A 16,661-nucleotide genomic window follows, 5' to 3' on the forward strand; every position below is an offset into this window, starting at 1 on the left:
CGAAAAACTCCGACATACTCAACAGGCTAAAGCCCATAAATCAAAAAAAGGGCGTTCTGCCCGAACGCCCTAACTGTCCTAATCATACTGACCGTCCTTATTCGCTTATATTTGGAAGGATCGTATCTCTTTTGAATAGAATACATAACAAAGCGATTATGCCATCCTATCCATGCCATAAGGTATGCAACATGCTGTCAATGGTTCTCTCTTTATAATTTTGACTGAAGGAATGCAGGTATATCCTTACGTTTTGTAACTGATAGTTTATGGGTCTTTCCATCCTTAAGCGTTACCTTAATACCAGTGGGAATCAGCTGGACAAAACCGCCTATGTTGCACGATTGGACTGAATCGATTTCGGAATAAGGGATTTCCAACGTTGTTGCGAACCATCCCCCTCCCTATTATTAAATTGTTGCTGATGGCGGCAATCACTGATTCCCCCTTGAATGTGAACTTCGGATAGGTATGGGATTCGATAGGGTGTCTGGCGGTCCGATGCCGCCCGGCAGATTGCCTGCCCAGTCCTGTCTTTCAGTTATGTTCCGCCAGACAATGGCAGGGAAGCTGATATACCTGTTATAATAACTCCTTCATGCATTCCACCAACAGTCTGGCCTGTCTCTTCAATGGCAGACCATTTTTGTAGGCAATGCCGACTTCCCATTGGAGCGGCGGTTCATCAAGTTCAAAAAAGCAGAGTCCTTCATTCTGACCATGTATGGAAAGGACTGCTTCCGGAACAAAGGTAACCCCCATCCCCGCTTTCACCATATTCATTGCCGTCATGATGTTGGAAGTCTCCAATATGATATTGGGCCGCAATCCCAGTTTGTTCAGATAATTCTGCGAAATATCCCTTATGTTCTGACCTTGCTTCAGTAATATAAAGCCTTCCTCAGCAAACCTGCCAAATTCTTCATGGGCCATCCGGTTCACACCGCCCTGTTCACAGATTTCCATATCGGACAGCCGCGGGTTGTCCCTGTTCACACAGAATAATATTTTTTCAAACATCAGATGCTCAAATGTAAAATTATGATAGCTGTTCGGAAGATGGAAAATAGAAAAATCCACTTTTCCTAATTCCAGCATGGTTGCCATATGCTGATGTGACCCCTCCTCAATACTGACATGAATATATGGATACCGGGACTTAAACACAGGAAGCAGGACCGGCATAAGTATGGATGACCTCCACACGGTCACGCCTACGCAGACATCCCCCGCCTCGCTGTTCCTTAAATATGAGAGTTCCTCCAGAAGCCGCGTCTCCTTTTTTGTCAGTTCTTTCACATAAGATAAATATAATTCTCCTGCTTTTGTCAGTTTTAAAGGATAGGACTCCCTGCAGAACAGTTCCTCTCCAAAGTTTTCCTCCAGGCGCTTTAAATATTTGCTCAGGGATGGCTGGGAAATATACAGACGTTCCGCTGCCTTAGATATACTACCTTCCTCTGCTATCGCTATAAAATATTCAAAATTTTTAAATACCATCCCACCCTCCAGACTTTATTCCAAAAAGGTTATATAGTATATAGAATAACGTATCTTGGACAAAATGTATAGGTCCCATTATAATAAAACTAGATTTCATATAAAACATGGATGACGGCCGTCACAGAAATGTATGCTTTATTGAAACGATTCCATACTTTAAAAATCGGAGGCAAACTATGTGGAACGCAGTAATCGTTGACCGTGACTACGGCAGCGTCAGTCTGGAAAACCAGAAGTATATCAAAGAAGAGTATGCAAAAAACGGAATATCCCTGCGATTGGCCCATTACACCACGCCGGATGAAATCATCGCAAACTGTAAAGATGCGGATGTCATACTGGGAACAGGCAATCCGCCTATCACAAAGGAGGTATTGGAGGGATTACCTAAGCTGAAGGCCGTACAGCGATTCGGCATTGGCGTCAACTCAGTAGATCTTAAAGCTGCCACAAAGGCCGGGACGCTGATTCTTTATATGCCCGGATTCTGCGTACAGGAGCTTGCCATTCACGCATCGGCGCTGATACTGGATCTTCTGCGTAATGTAAGCTTCTACGACCGCAGGATACGCACAGGTCAATGGCCCAAAGCAGGCGGTCCTGTTCCCCGCAACCCAAAAGACCTGGTATTAGGGCTTTATGGCTTCGGTGGCTCCGCCAAACCTCTGTATGATATTTTCCATCATGGGTTCGGCACAAAAGTCATTACCTGCGATCCTTACATAAACAAAGATATCAGGGAAAATTATGATGTGGAAATCGTTTCCTTTGATGAACTGTTAGGGCAGTCGGATATTATATCCATCCATGCCCCGCTGACCGCTGAAACCCATCATATCTTTAACCGTGAGGCATTTGCGAAGATGAAAAAAGATTCCATGATTGTGAATATCGCACGGGGCGGGCTCATTGACCAGGATGACCTTAACTGGGCATTGGACCATGGGGAAATACGCTTTGCCGGTTTAGATGTGTTTGAAACGGAGCCGTTACCGGCAAATGATCCCTTAATCAGAAATGAGCAGGCCGTCCTTACCTGCCACAGCGCGTTTTATGGGGACCACGCACAGAAGAACCAGATTCAGCTCTCCATTGACCTTGTGGATTCCGTGTTAAATAAAAAAAGCATCCAATCGGTGTACATAGCAAACAAGGGCGTCAAGAGTAAAATTGACGGATTCCATACAGTTAATTAAACCAGCTTCTAATCATAAAAAATAATCGGATACAGGAGGAATTATAATTATGAGTAAAAATATCGGATGCCGGATTGTAACCGGATATAAGCGCCCGTCTGCGGCTTTAGTAAAACGCTTTGAGAATCTGCCGGTGGCAAATATTGATGACTGCATGAACCGCCTGGCAGCAGTACACCAGGATATCCGCCCTATGAATAAAGCAAAACTTCTGGGCACTGCATTTACCGTAAAGGTTCCCCAGGGTGATAATCTGATGTTCCATAAGGCAATGGATATGGCCATGCCCGGGGAAGTCATTGTAATTGACGCAGGAGGTATGGACAATCGCGCCATTTTCGGTGAGTTGATGATTAATTACTGTAAACTCCGGGGACTTGCAGGCGTCATCGTTGACGGTACGATCCGGGATTTTGATACACTCTCCCAGATGGATTTTCCGGTCTATGCCCGCGGTATCAATCCCAATGGCCCTTACAAGAATGGTCCCGGCGAAATAGGTACCACAATCTCCTTTGGGGGGCAGATTGTACATCCTGGTGATATCATAGTCGGCGATGCAGACGGCATTATCATAATCCGTCCGGATGAGGCAGAAGAACTGGCAGACAAGGCAGACGCGGTATTAATTAAGGAAAATGGGATTAAGGAAACCATGGATAAGGACGGAACCTACTGCCGTCCATGGGTAGATGAAAAGCTTCAGGAATTAGGCTGCGAATACATAACATACTAGTCAAGGGAGAAGGGGGTAGCATATGGCACCGGCAATCATTTCACTCATCGTACTTACAATCATGGCATTTTTCTTTGTAACAGATAAACTTCCATTGGCCCTAACTTCCATGTTGGGAGCCGTGGCTCTGGTATTAGCAGGAGTACTTCCAAAAGAAAACCTGTTCAGCGCCTTTTCAGGAAGCACCATTGTACTGCTGGCCGCAATGATGGTAATTGGCTCCGCGCTGTTCCATACAGGTATTGCTGAAAAAATGAGCAACATAATCGTTAAAGTAACCGGCACATCCGAAAATGGAATCCTGGTAGCCACGGTTCTGGTAGCAACCATCCTGTCTTCCATCTGCAGCGGGGTTGCCGTTGTGGCCATGCTCCTGCCAATCGTAATCGGTATCAGCATGAAAGCCGGCGTATCCGTATCCCGCCAGATGATCCCACTGGCTTTTGCAGCCAGCTTTGGCTGTAACCTGACCCTGGTGGGAGCTGCCAGCAACGTGGTTGTCAATGGACAGCTGGAATCTCTTGGCGCTGCCCCTTTAACCTTTTTGGAACTGGGTAAGGTCGGCCTCCCCATATGCATCTTCGGCATATTATACTTTCTCACCATTGGCAAGAAATTCCTTACCCAGGGAGATAAGTCCGATAAGGATTATCTTATGGAATTTACCGGTAAGTCCAGCGAATCCGATTCCCATGGATTCAGCCGATTAAAAGCCTCTCTCTGTCTGGTCATACTTGCGGTTGTTCTGATTGCAATGTCTGTTAACAGCAGTTCCTTCCCCATGCACCTTGTTGCAACCGCAGGCGCCTTAATCATGATATTAACCGGATGCATAAAAGAACATGAAGCCTATAAGGCCATTGACTGGTCCACCATTTTCATTGTCGGGGGCATGAGTGCGGTATCAAAGGCAATGGACGTAAGCGGGGCGGGATTAATGATCAGCAACGGAGCCATCCGGCTCTTAGGGGAACACCCCAGCAAGACCGCCGTACTTTTTGTCATCTTTATCCTGACCTGCCTGCTTACCAATATCATGATGAACACGTCAACCGCCCTGCTGGTAACCCCGCTCTTCATCCCCATAGCCTTTGCCCTGGATATCAATCCTGCATCCATCGCAGTGGCCATCTGCGTGGCTGCTTCCTGTCCTTTCCTGACACCGGTTGGCTCAGGTACCAACACCCTTGTAGTCCGCCCCGGCAACCTGGGATTCATGGACTTTTTCAAACCAGGACTTGGTATGACGGTGTTAATCACTGTTGTATCCATGATATTCATACCGATATTTTGGCCATTATGAATTAACTACATATGACACTGACGACCATATAGGCTGGTATAAGCAAAAGCCCAATGACCCCCAGCTCTTAACCAACCAATTCCGTATGGAAAGAAATTGCCAGCCGCATAAAATTTGATTTCCATGCGGTTGGCAGATTTTCCCACTATCCATTGATTCATGCGATTCCTTCTCTTCTCCCTGGTATTAAGCCCGCTGCCAATGGCACAGCAGCCGAACAGAGCAGATATCCACCATCTGCTTTTTTTGTTATTTCTGACAAATTCCCAAGCAGTTATTTGTTGTTTTTAATAAACTTTCTTTTTGCTCTTGACTTTCCTAATATGATGTTTTATTATAGGACTTTCCCAATTAAGTTCAGTTTTATTTTACCATGTTTCATTATTTTCCCACAATTTCAAGGAGGATATGCTTTATGAACAAAAATGATACCAACATTACATTTTCCTCATACTTGAATGATATCACCATTCATTTTTACGAGGACGTTGCTTTCATGGAATCTGTTGGAAAGAAATTCGGAATTGATGTGAACAAGGACTACTTTCTTGCAATGTCCTTCCTCTATCCCTCTGACATGATTGTCTCCTACGAAGATAAGCGTGCATTAATGGAACTGTTGACCCCAATTGTGTTATGCGGTCCTTTAAATAAGTCCATTGATTCCCCCCAGTTCATGACATGTGATAAGGGGACTACACTTTTTTTGGCCGCACACACCAAGGAAGAATTATCAAGCGCCAGCACCAGGGCATGCGATGAGGCCCTGGATCTTTTAAAAAAGAACCTGCCGGACGTCTTTATCCGTATCGGCATCGGCACATCCGAAAATGGCCTGACCGGCATTGAGCGCACATACCAAAACAGCCTGCGGGCTGTTAATGCCGGAGAAAAATTCAAAAAAGAACGCCGTGTCCTGGATTTCATCGGAATGGAGATATACAGCGCCATCAATGCCATGGTCCTGGCTCACGGGCAGTCCTTAATCAGTACCATTTTACTGCGGCTGACCGAAGAGGAACAGACAATACTGGGAAAATACTACAAGTGTAAAGAACAGGCTCCTGCCGTTGCCGCGGCGCTGCACATCAGCCAGGAGGAAGTCCAGAACGCGTTATACAGGGTGAAGGAAAAAACCGGCCTGGACGTCAATGATACAGAAGATAATTTTAAACTGAATTTTGTTATGATTGCAAAGAGAGTGCTGGAAAAGGAGAAGAAGCGGCGCTGACACTTGCGCCGCTCCCCGACCGTTTCAAGTTTTATTTCCCCCGACGTCCCTCCGCCACAAATAATCCGGCAATGTAATCTGCATCCATTCCGATAAACCCTTGGACCTCTCCATCTTCCTCAAACACATACACCTCTGCCTTTGGCAGTGCGGAGCGGACTGTCTCAAAATTCTGCCTCCAATACTCCTCTTTGATAAATGGATGGGCTGTCAGGTTTCCCTCCAGCCAGATTTCCATAATCCTGTCCAAATCCCCAAACTCAAATAACCGAATCATCTAACCACTCCTTTTTCTCTCTGAACAGGCCCATCGGACCGCTCTTCCCCCAGCCGCCATCTGCTGCGTCATTGCCATGATGGATGACTGTTAGAAACAGGTTTTATAAAGCCTTAAACCGGATACGGTCCTTATCCGGGGCAACGTTCTTCTCTGCCGTCACATAATTGCGGAATGCATCTGTCATGGTGATGCCGGTTTCCGTCCCGTCCAATATCCCCTCCGGGAAAGCCCCCTTGATATGCAAGATGAATTTGGGAACATCATTTACTTTAGTAGATGCCTTAATCTGTCTGGACTTAAAACGATTGCTTATTTCTGATATCCATTTTTTATAATCATCTACAAAATACTGCCCTTACAGTAAGTCTGTCATCTGCCTTGCATCTACTCTTCCACCTATCATTTACGAAGATTATCTTTTTAATTTCTTGTATGACTTTTATTACTAGCCCTCCAGTCCATTCAGTTTTAACTTTCCCTCGATGTATCATTCGACAATAGGTCTAATACGTGTCATAGTCCGACATAAATAATCGATTCTCTCTAAATAGGAAAATTCCTGTTAAAATATCCATCGATGGACACGTGCCTCTTTCTGGACATTCCTTGTCCATCATCCAGCCCTGAAGTAAATGTCCGAACCTCAACCAGGATATGATGTGTTCGAGTACATTGACCTGCATATAGTCATAGCCACTCTGTTTCAGCATTTCCATCTGTTTTTCAGATTCCACGCCTTCTGTTCAGAGAACAATAGAACCGCTGGTGATTTCCATCGCGCCAGGTATTCAAAACATTGAATCTAATCCAACACGCCAAAGGAATCAAACCTGTCTTTTTTAGCCTTAATGCCTAAAAGGTATGCTGCCTATATTCCTCATTCAGGCCTCATTTCCGATATTTCATTTATAGTACAAACCTCACCGCCCTGACTCTTAGCACCACTCTTTTCCACCTCATTCTTCATTAATTCATCAACCAATTTTTTTAATATTTCATTCACTTCATAAATTCGTCTATATTCCATATATACCTTCTCACTTTTAAGGAGATTCTCTGGTTTGAGTGCACTAATCACTGTATCTCCATCTTTTACGACCTTTTTAACATTTTTTATATATTTATCCAGCCAACTCTGTTCCTTCATGCTTTCTCCACTGTTTACCTCGTATTTTATTTTATAAATCCTACTTTTCCCTGTCCCCTCTGATACAATCCATCCTTTTTTAGACCCCATATAATATAAAGAGTCACTTATCTTTTTATGTTCCACCTCCCCCCCCAATCGTTTGTCCATCTCTTCAAAAAGTTCACTAGAAACATGCTCTTTTCCGTCAGAAAGAATATCCAGGATAAGTCTATGCAACTCACTACTTGTCTTCATTCGTATCTCCTTTAAATTCGGAATCCCTTCCTAATAAATAGTCCACCGAGACTCCATATATATTTGCCAGCTTTTCAAGCCTTTCCGCGTTCAGATAGTTTATTCCATTTTCATATGTACTATATGTGCTCTGCGACACCCCTATCATTTCAGCAACGTCCTTTTGGGTCATTCCCTCCCTATCTCGTAATTCTTTTATACGTGTGACATCCATATCCAACCGCTCCCTTCTCAACAATTATTTTTATCTTATCATATCGTTCGATACCCGTAAAGCGATTTCAACGAATATCGAAAATCCGATACGCTATTATCAATCTATCGGAAAATCATTTTTTAAGAATCCATTTCTTTATGGAAAATGTAGTTATGATAAGGTAGATGTGGCGGGCTGCGTTGACCTAATTGAGACCAAATAAGTTGAAATATGCATCCAATAAAATACTTGAAACTTTCGCCCACCTGAAACCGGACAAATCATTTAGTGAAAAGCCTAAGAGCATCGATAACATCTCGATATCCTATCTCCCATATCAAACAGGACATCCCCTGGTTCAAAACCCAAACCAGGGGATGTCCTTTATTCTTCTGTTCTTTGTATTGATTTACTGTCCGGATGCTGCTTTCCCTTCTTTCCCTTGAAGTTCCCCCGCAGCTGCCGCTTACCTCTTCCTGATAATCATTTCATTAAATGCAATCATCGCTGCGGATATGGCAGTCCCGATGCCTACCAGTATCCAGAGGTTGTTGATTGCTATTACCGGGAGTATGGCAACCAAGGTAGATGTGACAGGGACAAAGCATCCCTGGGCCACTCCGAATGCTTCCCAGCTTTCGGTTTTAACATCCGGATCCACACAGCGTGCCAGAGCAAGCCCGCTTGGGGTCGACCCGCATCCTGCGCCGAAAAACATTAAGGCCAGCGGGAACCAGTCTTCACCAAACCAGCGGCGCATCAGGACCATACAGACAAATGACATAAGCAGGATTACCACTAACATATGAAGCATGATTGGCGCCAGATTGTTAGCGAAGAAATTCAAATCCAGGGTTGCCGTTGCCGAACAGATACAGATTTCAAGGGCTACTCCCCCAATATTGTCTATGGTGTCCGTATCAGCGTATTTATCCAGGTGGGTTTTCCGTAACACAAACCACACGATGATTGCGCCCACAATACCATACAGAAGGGATGGGATATTGCCGGCCCCTGGAATGGCTTTTGCGATAGCGCCGAAAATCACGCTTCCAATCCACATGCTGAGGAATACAAAACACATCTGCAGCGCCAGACCATTAATGGAGTCAGAGGCAACCGTTGCGTGCCCAAGGGGCTTTTGCTTATCCCTTGGTATATAATCATTCTTCCTGACATCGCCCTTGTTCTTTGCATCCGGCAAAGCCTTTGCCCAACCTCTTCTCACGCCGATGTTGACCCATACCATTCCCACCACCATGGCAACAATCAACCCCAGCGTTGCAAGAATCAGGCCGACACTCAGCATGCCTTCTATCCCAAGTTCTTCAAACAGGGTTCCCGAAGAGGTTGCTGCCCCATGGCCGCCCCAGTAAGTAAAAACAGTCATGACCCCCCACTCCCTCGGAAGTCCTGTCCATATTTTCTGAAGCCCCAATGCTGCCAGGATCCCAACTGCAAGTTGTGAAAAATAGGACAGCAGGTTGGAACTGATTGCCCCTGCAAAGGATTTCATCTTTGAAACGCTGATTGATATGCCGAAAAGGGTGGTTGTCAGTACAATATTAATCATCGGAGACGCCATACTGGACCAGTTTTCCGGGATTTTAATGAGTCCCAGTACCTGCGGTCCCATGACCAATGCAAGCGCTCCGCCAATCAGCCCTGACGGCAGGTATAGCTTGCGCAGCGGTTTAACCACGGAACGCAGGGCAACACCTGCAAGCAAAAAAAGAAACAGATACATCAATTCATTTACTGCCGTAGTAAACATAGCATTACCCCCAATATTTTAAATTACCCCGTTTTAAAATTCCATATATTCCACATATTCAACGCCAAGGGATTTCATCTTTTCATCCACCCATGGCCGGATATAGGTACCCTCTTTTTCAATTGTATCAATGATCCTCTGTTCGTTTTCATGAATGGCCTCAACCTGTTTCAGCAGCTCCTCTGCCTCAGAAGGCCGGATGAATATGACACCGTCCTCATCTCCCAGAACAATATCGCCTGGATATACGGTCCTCCCACCGCAGACAACTGGTGTATTCACTTCCCCTGGCCCATTTTTATAAGGACCATCCGGCGTCACGCCCCGGGCATATACCGCAAAGTCTGTCAGGCACTCCATCGCGCCTGCATCCCGGATGGACCCGTCTACCACAATACCATGAATGCCGCGCTTCCTGCAATATGTAACCATCAATTCCCCAAAGATGGAACGCCTTGTATCACCGCCCGCGTCAATTACAATCACATCCCCGGGTTTTGCAAGGTCCATGGCCACATGGAACATCAGGTTATCGCCTTCCGGTACCTTAACGGTAAACGCAGTTCCAAGCAGACGGCTCTTATTAACCGGGCATATGTCCTCATGGACAGCCGAGATACGGTTCATGCAGTCATCCAGATTAGCCACCGCCACACCTGCAAACCGCTCTACCAGTTCCCTTTCCGGGCGCTTAAAATCCTTAACAATCACACATCCTGTTTTGTTCATTTTCCTATCCTCCTCATTCATACCACACGGTTTTTCGCTTCTTTCCCATCTATTACATTCAATACTTCTTCCACGACCTCCATCCCCATCCGGTAAAGTGCTTCTTCTGTGTTGGCTCCGATATGGGGTGTTGCACAGAAATTATCAAGTGTCATCAGTTTATTCTTTCCGCTAGGCGGCTCCTCAACAAACGCATCACATGCAGCGGCCCTGAGCGTCCTGTGCTTTAATGCCTGATACAGATCTTCCTCGTTTACCACGCCTCCCCTGGCCGCATTGATAAGAATCGCACTTTTCTTAAAATGATTCAAATTCCCTGATGATATCAGATTCTCTGTGGAAGGCGTCAGTGGGACACTGATATTTACGATATCTGATGCTTCTAACATACGGTTTAAATCCTCGAACTTTTCAATCCCATAGGAATCCGCCTGTTCTTTAGAGCAGTACGGATCATATCCCATCAGTTTGGCATTGAAACCATTTTTCAGGATTTCCCCCATGCGCCTGGCAATATTCCCCATTCCCACAAGTCCGACGGCCTTGCCTGTCAGTTCAATTCCTGTCATCTCCGGCGGCGCGATGCATGAAAACCCTTCCCCTCTGCTTTTTTTATCACACACCGATATGTTCCTGCTTATATCCAGCATCAGGCCCACAATTAATTCTGCCACGGAATTCGTATTGGCAAAGGGTGTATTAATTACGGGAACCCCTAATTCCTTTGCAGCGGCCAGATCAATGGTATTACACCCTACACCGTGTTTCCCTATCACTTTTAGATTTACGGCACGGGACATGATATCCCGTCCTATATTTACGGCGCGTAATATGATTCCATCAATATCCTGTATGCGGTCAAAACTATCTGTTATCTCTGCACGCTGCTTAATTAAACGGACCGCATCCGGATGGATGTACTCACTTAAATAGATAAGCATTTCCAATCTCCTTTTTTCAATTTTGCTTATGTTTTAGAAGTTGTGTATCCTACAATTGTCCGGATTGTTTGTAGTATGTTTTTAACTCAGTACAATAAGTATAGTTGTTGTATGCACTACTGTCAATACTTATATTGTAGTATATTTTTTAACAATATAAAATATTGTAGCAATCACAACAACCTCATTTTATATCTCTGAACGTGTATTTTAAAATTCTTTATAATATCCGGCGCTCCCCCTGTTATCAAATGCAGAACCATTGTTGAAAATCCTGTCAGTCCGCAAGGGTAGTGGAAGGCAGCGGAGCACTGGGGTGTATTTGAAAATTGCATTCCGTTGGCTGTGCGTTCCACTTTGCAGGAGATTTGACACAGGGGTAAGCTGCGCTGACCCTATCATCACCTGCAGGATGTGGCATTATCTTTCATATGAATTCTTTTATTCCGGATAAGCGCAAAAGATTGACACAAAAAAAACAAGCCGGGAAAATTCAGCTTGTTTTGTCGTCTCACTACAAAATGTTAACAATCCGTTCATATATTTTACAATACCAGACGGAACCCCTCGGTCATGGTATCACGCTCTTTTGCCCGCTTTCTATACTCATCCTTATTTTTTCGGCATACAAGGGTTATGATGTATTCTGCAATCATATCAACTCCGATGGCAGAGTTAAAGAAACTCATATGCGATGTTTCCACTAAAAGGGCAATATCCGCATATTGGACCATGGGCGCCATCAGGCTGTCCGTAACCACGCAGATCCTGGCCTTATGTTCCCTGGCCATATTCACCAGCAGCATATCAATCTTATAGTAACGTGCAAAGGAAAATAGTATGAATATATCTTCTGAATCAATATCCTGCAGCGCTCCCAACACTTCTGTCTCGCTGCTGCCGGGCAACTGTACCACTCCCTCAATTGCGAATCCCAGCAGTCTTGTAAAGTGGCAGGATACCCCTATACATCCTCTGAGTCCCGCCACATATTTCCTCCTGGATCGGATGATCATATCAGCTAATGTCTCATAACTCTCTAAAGAATTCTGCTGAAAGGTCCTGGTAATATTATAATTCATCATCTCCACAAACGCGCCTGAAATATCATCCTCCTGGTACCTTCCCGTCAGCACATCAAACCGTTCTGAAAGCTGCATATTCCGCACAGATGCACTGGTTTCCCCAATCAGGGAATTATATATGTCATTCTTCAGATCTGTAAAGCCCAGATATCCGATTGCCCTGGCAAAACGTATGATGGACGCGTCACTGACCCCGATTTCTTTCGCCACATCCATGGATGACATGTTGCCGATCCGTTCCTGATTTTTAAAAAAATAATCTGCTATCCTCCGCTGCTGCGGTGTCAGCTTTGCACCCTTCAGTCTATCTGATAATCTGTTCATGGGCCCTCCTCATAACAAAACCGATTTGCCTGCCTTCTTCGTATTTCCGTTGTGAATTCTGTTATAAGTATATCAAAAAGGAGCAGACACTACAATAGACTGAATTTAATAATCCCATCTATTTTACCGATAAATGTAGGGCCGGCTGCCTAATCAAGTCATGATTAAGCAGCCGGCCAATAAAATATTACTTATAGAGACACGGGGCGACTTCCGCTGAATCCATGTTGGTGCTGTCGTACCACAGTGCACCGGTGTCAACATCCTCTACCGGTTCTCCTTTGGCCGCCTTGGCGGCCAGGGTAACTGCCTGATATCCAATCTGGACCGGATTCTGCGTGATGGAGCCTGCTAAGACGCCGCTCTTGATAGCATCAAGCTGGATGGCGCCAGAGTCAAATCCAACGCCGATTACTTTATCCTTACCCAGTACCTGAAGGCTCTCATTGGCCGTCACCAGGTTCTTGGCTGTAAATTCGTTAGACGCATAAATGGCAATCAGATCATTTTTATTCAGAAGGGTATTGGCCACTGTCACACAAGCCGCATCATCCACGGTGGCCGGAATGCCTACATCGATGATTACCTTTGCTCCGTCAACTGCCTTATTATACTTATCATGGCCTACTACCGAACATTTATCCTCGCCAATCAAGGTACACATCTTGTCTATGAAACCCCCGGTCCGTTCCCCAATGGACTGGGATGTGGCATCCTGGGAGACAACCCCGATTCTGACTGCTTCTGCCGGGTCCGTGACCTTATCCTTAATCATTTCATACAATTTCTCCGCGGCCAGTCCGCCTGCCGCATAGTTATCCGTAGCTGCATTTGCTACAATGGCGCCTGCCGGGGCATCCGGAACACCGGAGTCAAACCCTATAATCGGAATATTTGCTGCCTGGGCATTGGAGATGGCATCCAGTGCCGCCTGTGTATCCAAAGCCGCCAGGCAGATGGCGCTTGGGGCTTTGTTGACCGCATTGTTCAGCTGCTCAATCTGCTCAGCCACCGCACTTTCGCTGGCCGGCCCCACAAAGTTGGTGGACTTAAGCCCCAAATCCTTTGCAGCCTGCTCCGATCCCATCTTTACTGCTTTCCAGAAATCATGCTGGAAGCCTTTTGCCACAATTTCAACCGTGACATCGCTGTAATCCACGGCACCTTCTGTCTTGGCTGCCTCTGTATCCGCTGCCGTCGTGTCTTTTACCTCTGCTTCCGGAGCAGCTGTTGCTGCGGCCGTTGTCGTGGCAGGCGCACTGGATCCGCTGGAGCAGCCCATTACCATTGTGGACACCATTGCTGCGCAGATGACTGTACTAAATAATCTTTTCTTCATAAATAGACCTCCCTTATCTTATCCCGCTTTGCGGGTTATTAACAATTGCGTATTAGTCCTTCCCCTGTTTCCTTCTATTTAAAACATCTACAAATACGGCTATGATTAATACAAATCCAGTAATCAGAAGCTGATAATGCGGCTGTACTCCCACAAAAGGAAGGCCAGTCTTTAAAACAGACATGATAAAAACACCAATCAACGTACCTGCTATGGACCCCACGCCGCCTGCCAGGGATGTTCCGCCGATTACAACTCCTGCGATTGCATCCAGTTCAAATCCATTTCCGGTTCCAGGCATGAGTGTGGAATATACTGCTGCATAAGACACGCCTGCCAGCCCGGCAAACAGACCGCTTATGACATAAGCCAAAGTCTCCCACTTTACCACATTTACACCGGAAAGCCGGGTCGCCTCCTTGTTGCTCCCCAGGGACAATATATAACGTCCCGGACGCGCCTTGTTGAGCAGGATTGCCATTAGGATTGCAAGTACAATCAGCAGTATGAATCCCGTGGGGATACCTGCCTGCGGAAGCCCTGCCCCTTTTAATTTAAAAATGCCTCTGAAGGAGCCGCCCGGAGCCGAAGCCTGCGGAAAGGTCACGGTGGCCGTGTTTGTCACAATCGAACCCAGGCCTCTGGTAATCATCATGGTTCCCAGTGTGGCAATAAAGGCCGGAAGCCTCATGACAGATACCATAAGTCCATTGGCAAGTCCGAACAGCCCTCCCATCAGGATGGCCAGAATAACGCACAGCGGCATAGGAAGCCCCAGTTTTGTAAACAGTGTTCCTGAAATCAAGGAACAGCAGATACAGACCGTACCGATGGATAAGTCGATTCCTCCGGTGATGATTACAAATGTTACGCCTATAGCCATAAAACCAATATAATAGGAAGAATCAAAAATGCTGACCAGTGTACTGTATTTTGCAAAATTGTCCCCAAAAATCCAGAAGAACATGAATAATACAATCAACGCAATAACTGCCACCAATTTCTGAGTGCCGATGGCTTTGAATAATCCACCCGGCTCCTTTTTTACCTGACTCTTATTATCCGACATATCTTTAACCTCCCCTTTAATCTCTCAGTGTTGCGGCATGCATGATCTTTTCCTGGGTAGCTTCTTCTATGCTGATCTCTCCCGTTTTACGGCCCTCACACATAATCAGGATACGGTCGCTCATCCGCAGCACTTCCGTCAGTTCAGAGGATATCATTATGATGGACTTTCCCTGTTTTACAAGATTATTCATCAATGTATAAATCTCGCTTTTGGCTCCCACGTCAATTCCCCTGGTGGGTTCGTCAAATATCAGGATGTCGCAGTTCCTGGTAAGCCATTTAGCAATGACCACCTTCTGCTGGTTTCCCCCCGACAGGTTGCGTACCTGCTGATCCACGGATGGTGTCTTGGTCTTTAATGCCTCCACATATTGTTCTGCGGTTTCTTTTTCTGCTTTCTTATCAATAAACAGGCCTTTGCAGAACGCCTTCAGGGAAGCCATTGTGGTGTTCTCGGCCACCGTTTTCTCAATAATCACACCATAGCGCTTGCGGTCCTCCGACAGATATCCGATTCCGGCCTCAACCGCATCCTGTGGGTTCTTGATATCCACCCGCTTTCCATTCACATAGATATCACCGCTGTCCCTCCTGTCAGCACCAAAGATAGCCCTGGCTGTCTCCGTCCTTCCAGCTCCCATGAGACCTGAAAAACCCAGGATTTCTCCTTTGCGAAGTTCAAAGCTTACATCTTTTACTGTATTTCCAACGTTTAGGTGTTCAACCTTCAGCACCACCGGAGCATCCGGCTTTACATTGCTGAAGCTCTTAGGCTCCTCGTACACCGTGCGTCCCACCATCATCTGGATGATATCGTCCTTCGTGGAATCCCTGGTTATCAGCGTACCCACATATTCCCCGTCCCTCATGACCGTTACCCTGTCAGTAATCTGGTTAATCTCATCCATGCGGTGGGAAATGTATATAATCCCGATATCCTTGGCCCTTAGGTCACGGATGATTTTAAACAGCTCGCTGATTTCTGAATCTGTCAGCGCAGCAGTCGGTTCATCAAATACAATTATCTTGGCATCTGTGGAGATTGCCTTGGCTATCTCGCACATCTGCTGGCGCCCGACCGTCAGTCTCCCCATTGTTTCCCTGGGGTCAATCCTGATATTCAGTAATCCGAACAGCTTTTCAGCCTCTTCTACCATCTTGCGGTCATTAATCAGCTTTCCATTCATCTTTTCTTTGCCGATAAAGATATTCTGGGCCACAGTTAAGTGGTTCATCATGTTTAATTCCTGATGTACGATTACAATGCCGGCGTCCTGTGCTTCCCTGGGACTTTTAAACTCCACCTGGCGCCCCTCATACATAATAACACCGCTGTCCTTGCTGTAGATTCCTGTCAATATCTTCATGAGGGTGGATTTTCCGGCGCCATTCTCACCCATCAGTGCATGGACCTCGCCCTTTTTAAGTTCCAGACAGGCATTTTTTAACGCATGTACCCCTACAAAGGACTTATCAATGTCTTTCATGGTCAGAATTACTTCTCCCACATCATCACCTTCCATTTCTTTACTAATTGCACTGTTTTGGCGGTACCCATTTACAGGTGTC

General features: G+C 45.8%; 14 protein-coding genes and 1 pseudogene. 4 read left to right on the forward strand and 11 right to left on the reverse strand.

Annotated elements, in window-relative coordinates:
- Positions 1-582 precede the first annotated feature (582 nt).
- Positions 583-1,500 carry a LysR family transcriptional regulator gene (locus tag DWX59_RS18165; protein WP_117560635.1) on the reverse strand — a complete coding sequence of 306 codons (918 nt, stop codon included), beginning with the start codon at positions 1,498-1,500 and terminating at the stop codon, positions 583-585.
- Positions 1,501-1,679: 179 nt separating this feature from the next.
- On the opposite strand from DWX59_RS18165, the gene DWX59_RS18170 reads away from it, so the two are divergent.
- The 4 genes from DWX59_RS18170 (at position 1,680) to DWX59_RS18185 (ending at position 5,969) form a co-directional block, all read left to right on the forward strand.
- Positions 1,680-2,699 (forward strand): C-terminal binding protein, encoded by a 1,020-nt coding sequence (locus DWX59_RS18170; RefSeq protein ID WP_117560636.1) that lies wholly within the window; start codon positions 1,680-1,682, stop codon positions 2,697-2,699.
- Positions 2,700-2,748: 49 nt separating this feature from the next.
- Complete coding sequence (locus tag DWX59_RS18175; RefSeq protein WP_117560637.1) at positions 2,749-3,435, forward strand: RraA family protein; 687 nt, start codon at positions 2,749-2,751, stop codon at positions 3,433-3,435.
- Positions 3,436-3,457: 22 nt separating this feature from the next.
- On the forward strand, positions 3,458-4,738 hold the full coding sequence (locus DWX59_RS18180; RefSeq protein ID WP_117560638.1) for an SLC13 family permease: 1,281 nt from the start codon (positions 3,458-3,460) through the stop codon (positions 4,736-4,738).
- A gap of 415 nt (positions 4,739-5,153) precedes the next feature.
- A complete protein-coding gene (locus tag DWX59_RS18185) occupies positions 5,154-5,969 on the forward strand; it encodes a CdaR family protein (RefSeq protein WP_117560639.1) in 816 nt (271 codons plus the stop codon).
- 34 nt (positions 5,970-6,003) lie between these two features.
- On the opposite strand, the pseudogene DWX59_RS18190 reads toward DWX59_RS18185, so the two are convergent.
- The 10 genes and pseudogenes from DWX59_RS18190 to DWX59_RS18235 form a co-directional block, all read right to left on the reverse strand.
- A pseudogene (locus tag DWX59_RS18190) lies at positions 6,004-6,246 on the reverse strand (GNAT family N-acetyltransferase); the annotation flags it as partial.
- 880 nt (positions 6,247-7,126) lie between these two features.
- Positions 7,127-7,633, reverse strand: coding sequence for a hypothetical protein (locus DWX59_RS18195; RefSeq protein ID WP_117560640.1), 507 nt, complete (start codon positions 7,631-7,633; stop codon positions 7,127-7,129).
- Positions 7,620-7,847 (reverse strand): helix-turn-helix domain-containing protein, encoded by a 228-nt coding sequence (locus tag DWX59_RS18200; protein ID WP_117560641.1) that lies wholly within the window; start codon positions 7,845-7,847, stop codon positions 7,620-7,622. Before DWX59_RS18200 ends, DWX59_RS18195 begins: the two co-directional genes overlap by 14 nt.
- Before the next feature lie 448 nt (positions 7,848-8,295).
- Entirely contained in the window at positions 8,296-9,603 is a 1,308-nt protein-coding gene (locus tag DWX59_RS18205; RefSeq protein ID WP_117560642.1) for a sodium/glutamate symporter, read from the reverse strand.
- Between the two features lie 33 nt (positions 9,604-9,636).
- Entirely contained in the window at positions 9,637-10,332 is a 696-nt protein-coding gene (locus DWX59_RS18210) for an RraA family protein (RefSeq protein ID WP_117560643.1), read from the reverse strand.
- A 17-nt stretch (positions 10,333-10,349) separates the two neighbouring features.
- Entirely contained in the window at positions 10,350-11,273 is a 924-nt protein-coding gene (locus DWX59_RS18215) for an NAD(P)-dependent oxidoreductase (RefSeq protein ID WP_117560644.1), read from the reverse strand.
- Positions 11,274-11,818: 545 nt separating this feature from the next.
- Complete coding sequence (locus tag DWX59_RS18220; RefSeq protein ID WP_117560645.1) at positions 11,819-12,682, reverse strand: MurR/RpiR family transcriptional regulator; 864 nt, start codon at positions 12,680-12,682, stop codon at positions 11,819-11,821.
- 187 nt (positions 12,683-12,869) lie between these two features.
- On the reverse strand, positions 12,870-14,021 hold the full coding sequence (locus DWX59_RS18225; protein WP_117560646.1) for an ABC transporter substrate-binding protein: 1,152 nt from the start codon (positions 14,019-14,021) through the stop codon (positions 12,870-12,872).
- A gap of 52 nt (positions 14,022-14,073) precedes the next feature.
- The gene (locus DWX59_RS18230) at positions 14,074-15,090 is read right to left on the reverse strand and encodes an ABC transporter permease (protein ID WP_117560647.1); all 1,017 of its coding nucleotides are present in this window, start codon (positions 15,088-15,090) and stop codon (positions 14,074-14,076) included.
- A 16-nt stretch (positions 15,091-15,106) separates the two neighbouring features.
- Positions 15,107-16,600, reverse strand: coding sequence for a sugar ABC transporter ATP-binding protein (locus DWX59_RS18235; RefSeq protein ID WP_117560648.1), 1,494 nt, complete (start codon positions 16,598-16,600; stop codon positions 15,107-15,109).
- Positions 16,601-16,661: the final 61 nt, after the last annotated feature.

Origin of the sequence: Enterocloster aldenensis (assembly GCF_003434055.1) — a bacterium.
GTDB classification, from domain to species: domain Bacteria; phylum Bacillota; class Clostridia; order Lachnospirales; family Lachnospiraceae; genus Enterocloster; species Enterocloster aldenensis.

What these genes read in the sequence shown, in the direction of transcription:
- DWX59_RS18215 (WP_117560644.1), bottom strand. Translation starts at nt 11,273, where the DNA reads ATGCTTATCTATTTAAGTGAGTACATCCATCCGGATGCGGTCCGTTTA.
- DWX59_RS18195 (WP_117560640.1), bottom strand. Translation starts at nt 7,633, where the DNA reads ATGAAGACAAGTAGTGAGTTGCATAGACTTATCCTGGATATTCTTTCT.
- DWX59_RS18210 (WP_117560643.1), bottom strand. Translation starts at nt 10,332, where the DNA reads ATGAACAAAACAGGATGTGTGATTGTTAAGGATTTTAAGCGCCCGGAA.
- DWX59_RS18205 (WP_117560642.1), bottom strand. Translation starts at nt 9,603, where the DNA reads ATGTTTACTACGGCAGTAAATGAATTGATGTATCTGTTTCTTTTTTTG.
- DWX59_RS18165 (WP_117560635.1), bottom strand. Translation starts at nt 1,500, where the DNA reads ATGGTATTTAAAAATTTTGAATATTTTATAGCGATAGCAGAGGAAGGT.
- DWX59_RS18220 (WP_117560645.1), bottom strand. Translation starts at nt 12,682, where the DNA reads ATGAACAGATTATCAGATAGACTGAAGGGTGCAAAGCTGACACCGCAG.
- DWX59_RS18230 (WP_117560647.1), bottom strand. Translation starts at nt 15,090, where the DNA reads ATGTCGGATAATAAGAGTCAGGTAAAAAAGGAGCCGGGTGGATTATTC.
- DWX59_RS18175 (WP_117560637.1), top strand. Translation starts at nt 2,749, where the DNA reads ATGAGTAAAAATATCGGATGCCGGATTGTAACCGGATATAAGCGCCCG.
- DWX59_RS18170 (WP_117560636.1), top strand. Translation starts at nt 1,680, where the DNA reads ATGTGGAACGCAGTAATCGTTGACCGTGACTACGGCAGCGTCAGTCTG.
- DWX59_RS18200 (WP_117560641.1), bottom strand. Translation starts at nt 7,847, where the DNA reads ATGGATGTCACACGTATAAAAGAATTACGAGATAGGGAGGGAATGACC.
- DWX59_RS18225 (WP_117560646.1), bottom strand. Translation starts at nt 14,021, where the DNA reads ATGAAGAAAAGATTATTTAGTACAGTCATCTGCGCAGCAATGGTGTCC.
- DWX59_RS18180 (WP_117560638.1), top strand. Translation starts at nt 3,458, where the DNA reads ATGGCACCGGCAATCATTTCACTCATCGTACTTACAATCATGGCATTT.
- DWX59_RS18185 (WP_117560639.1), top strand. Translation starts at nt 5,154, where the DNA reads ATGAACAAAAATGATACCAACATTACATTTTCCTCATACTTGAATGAT.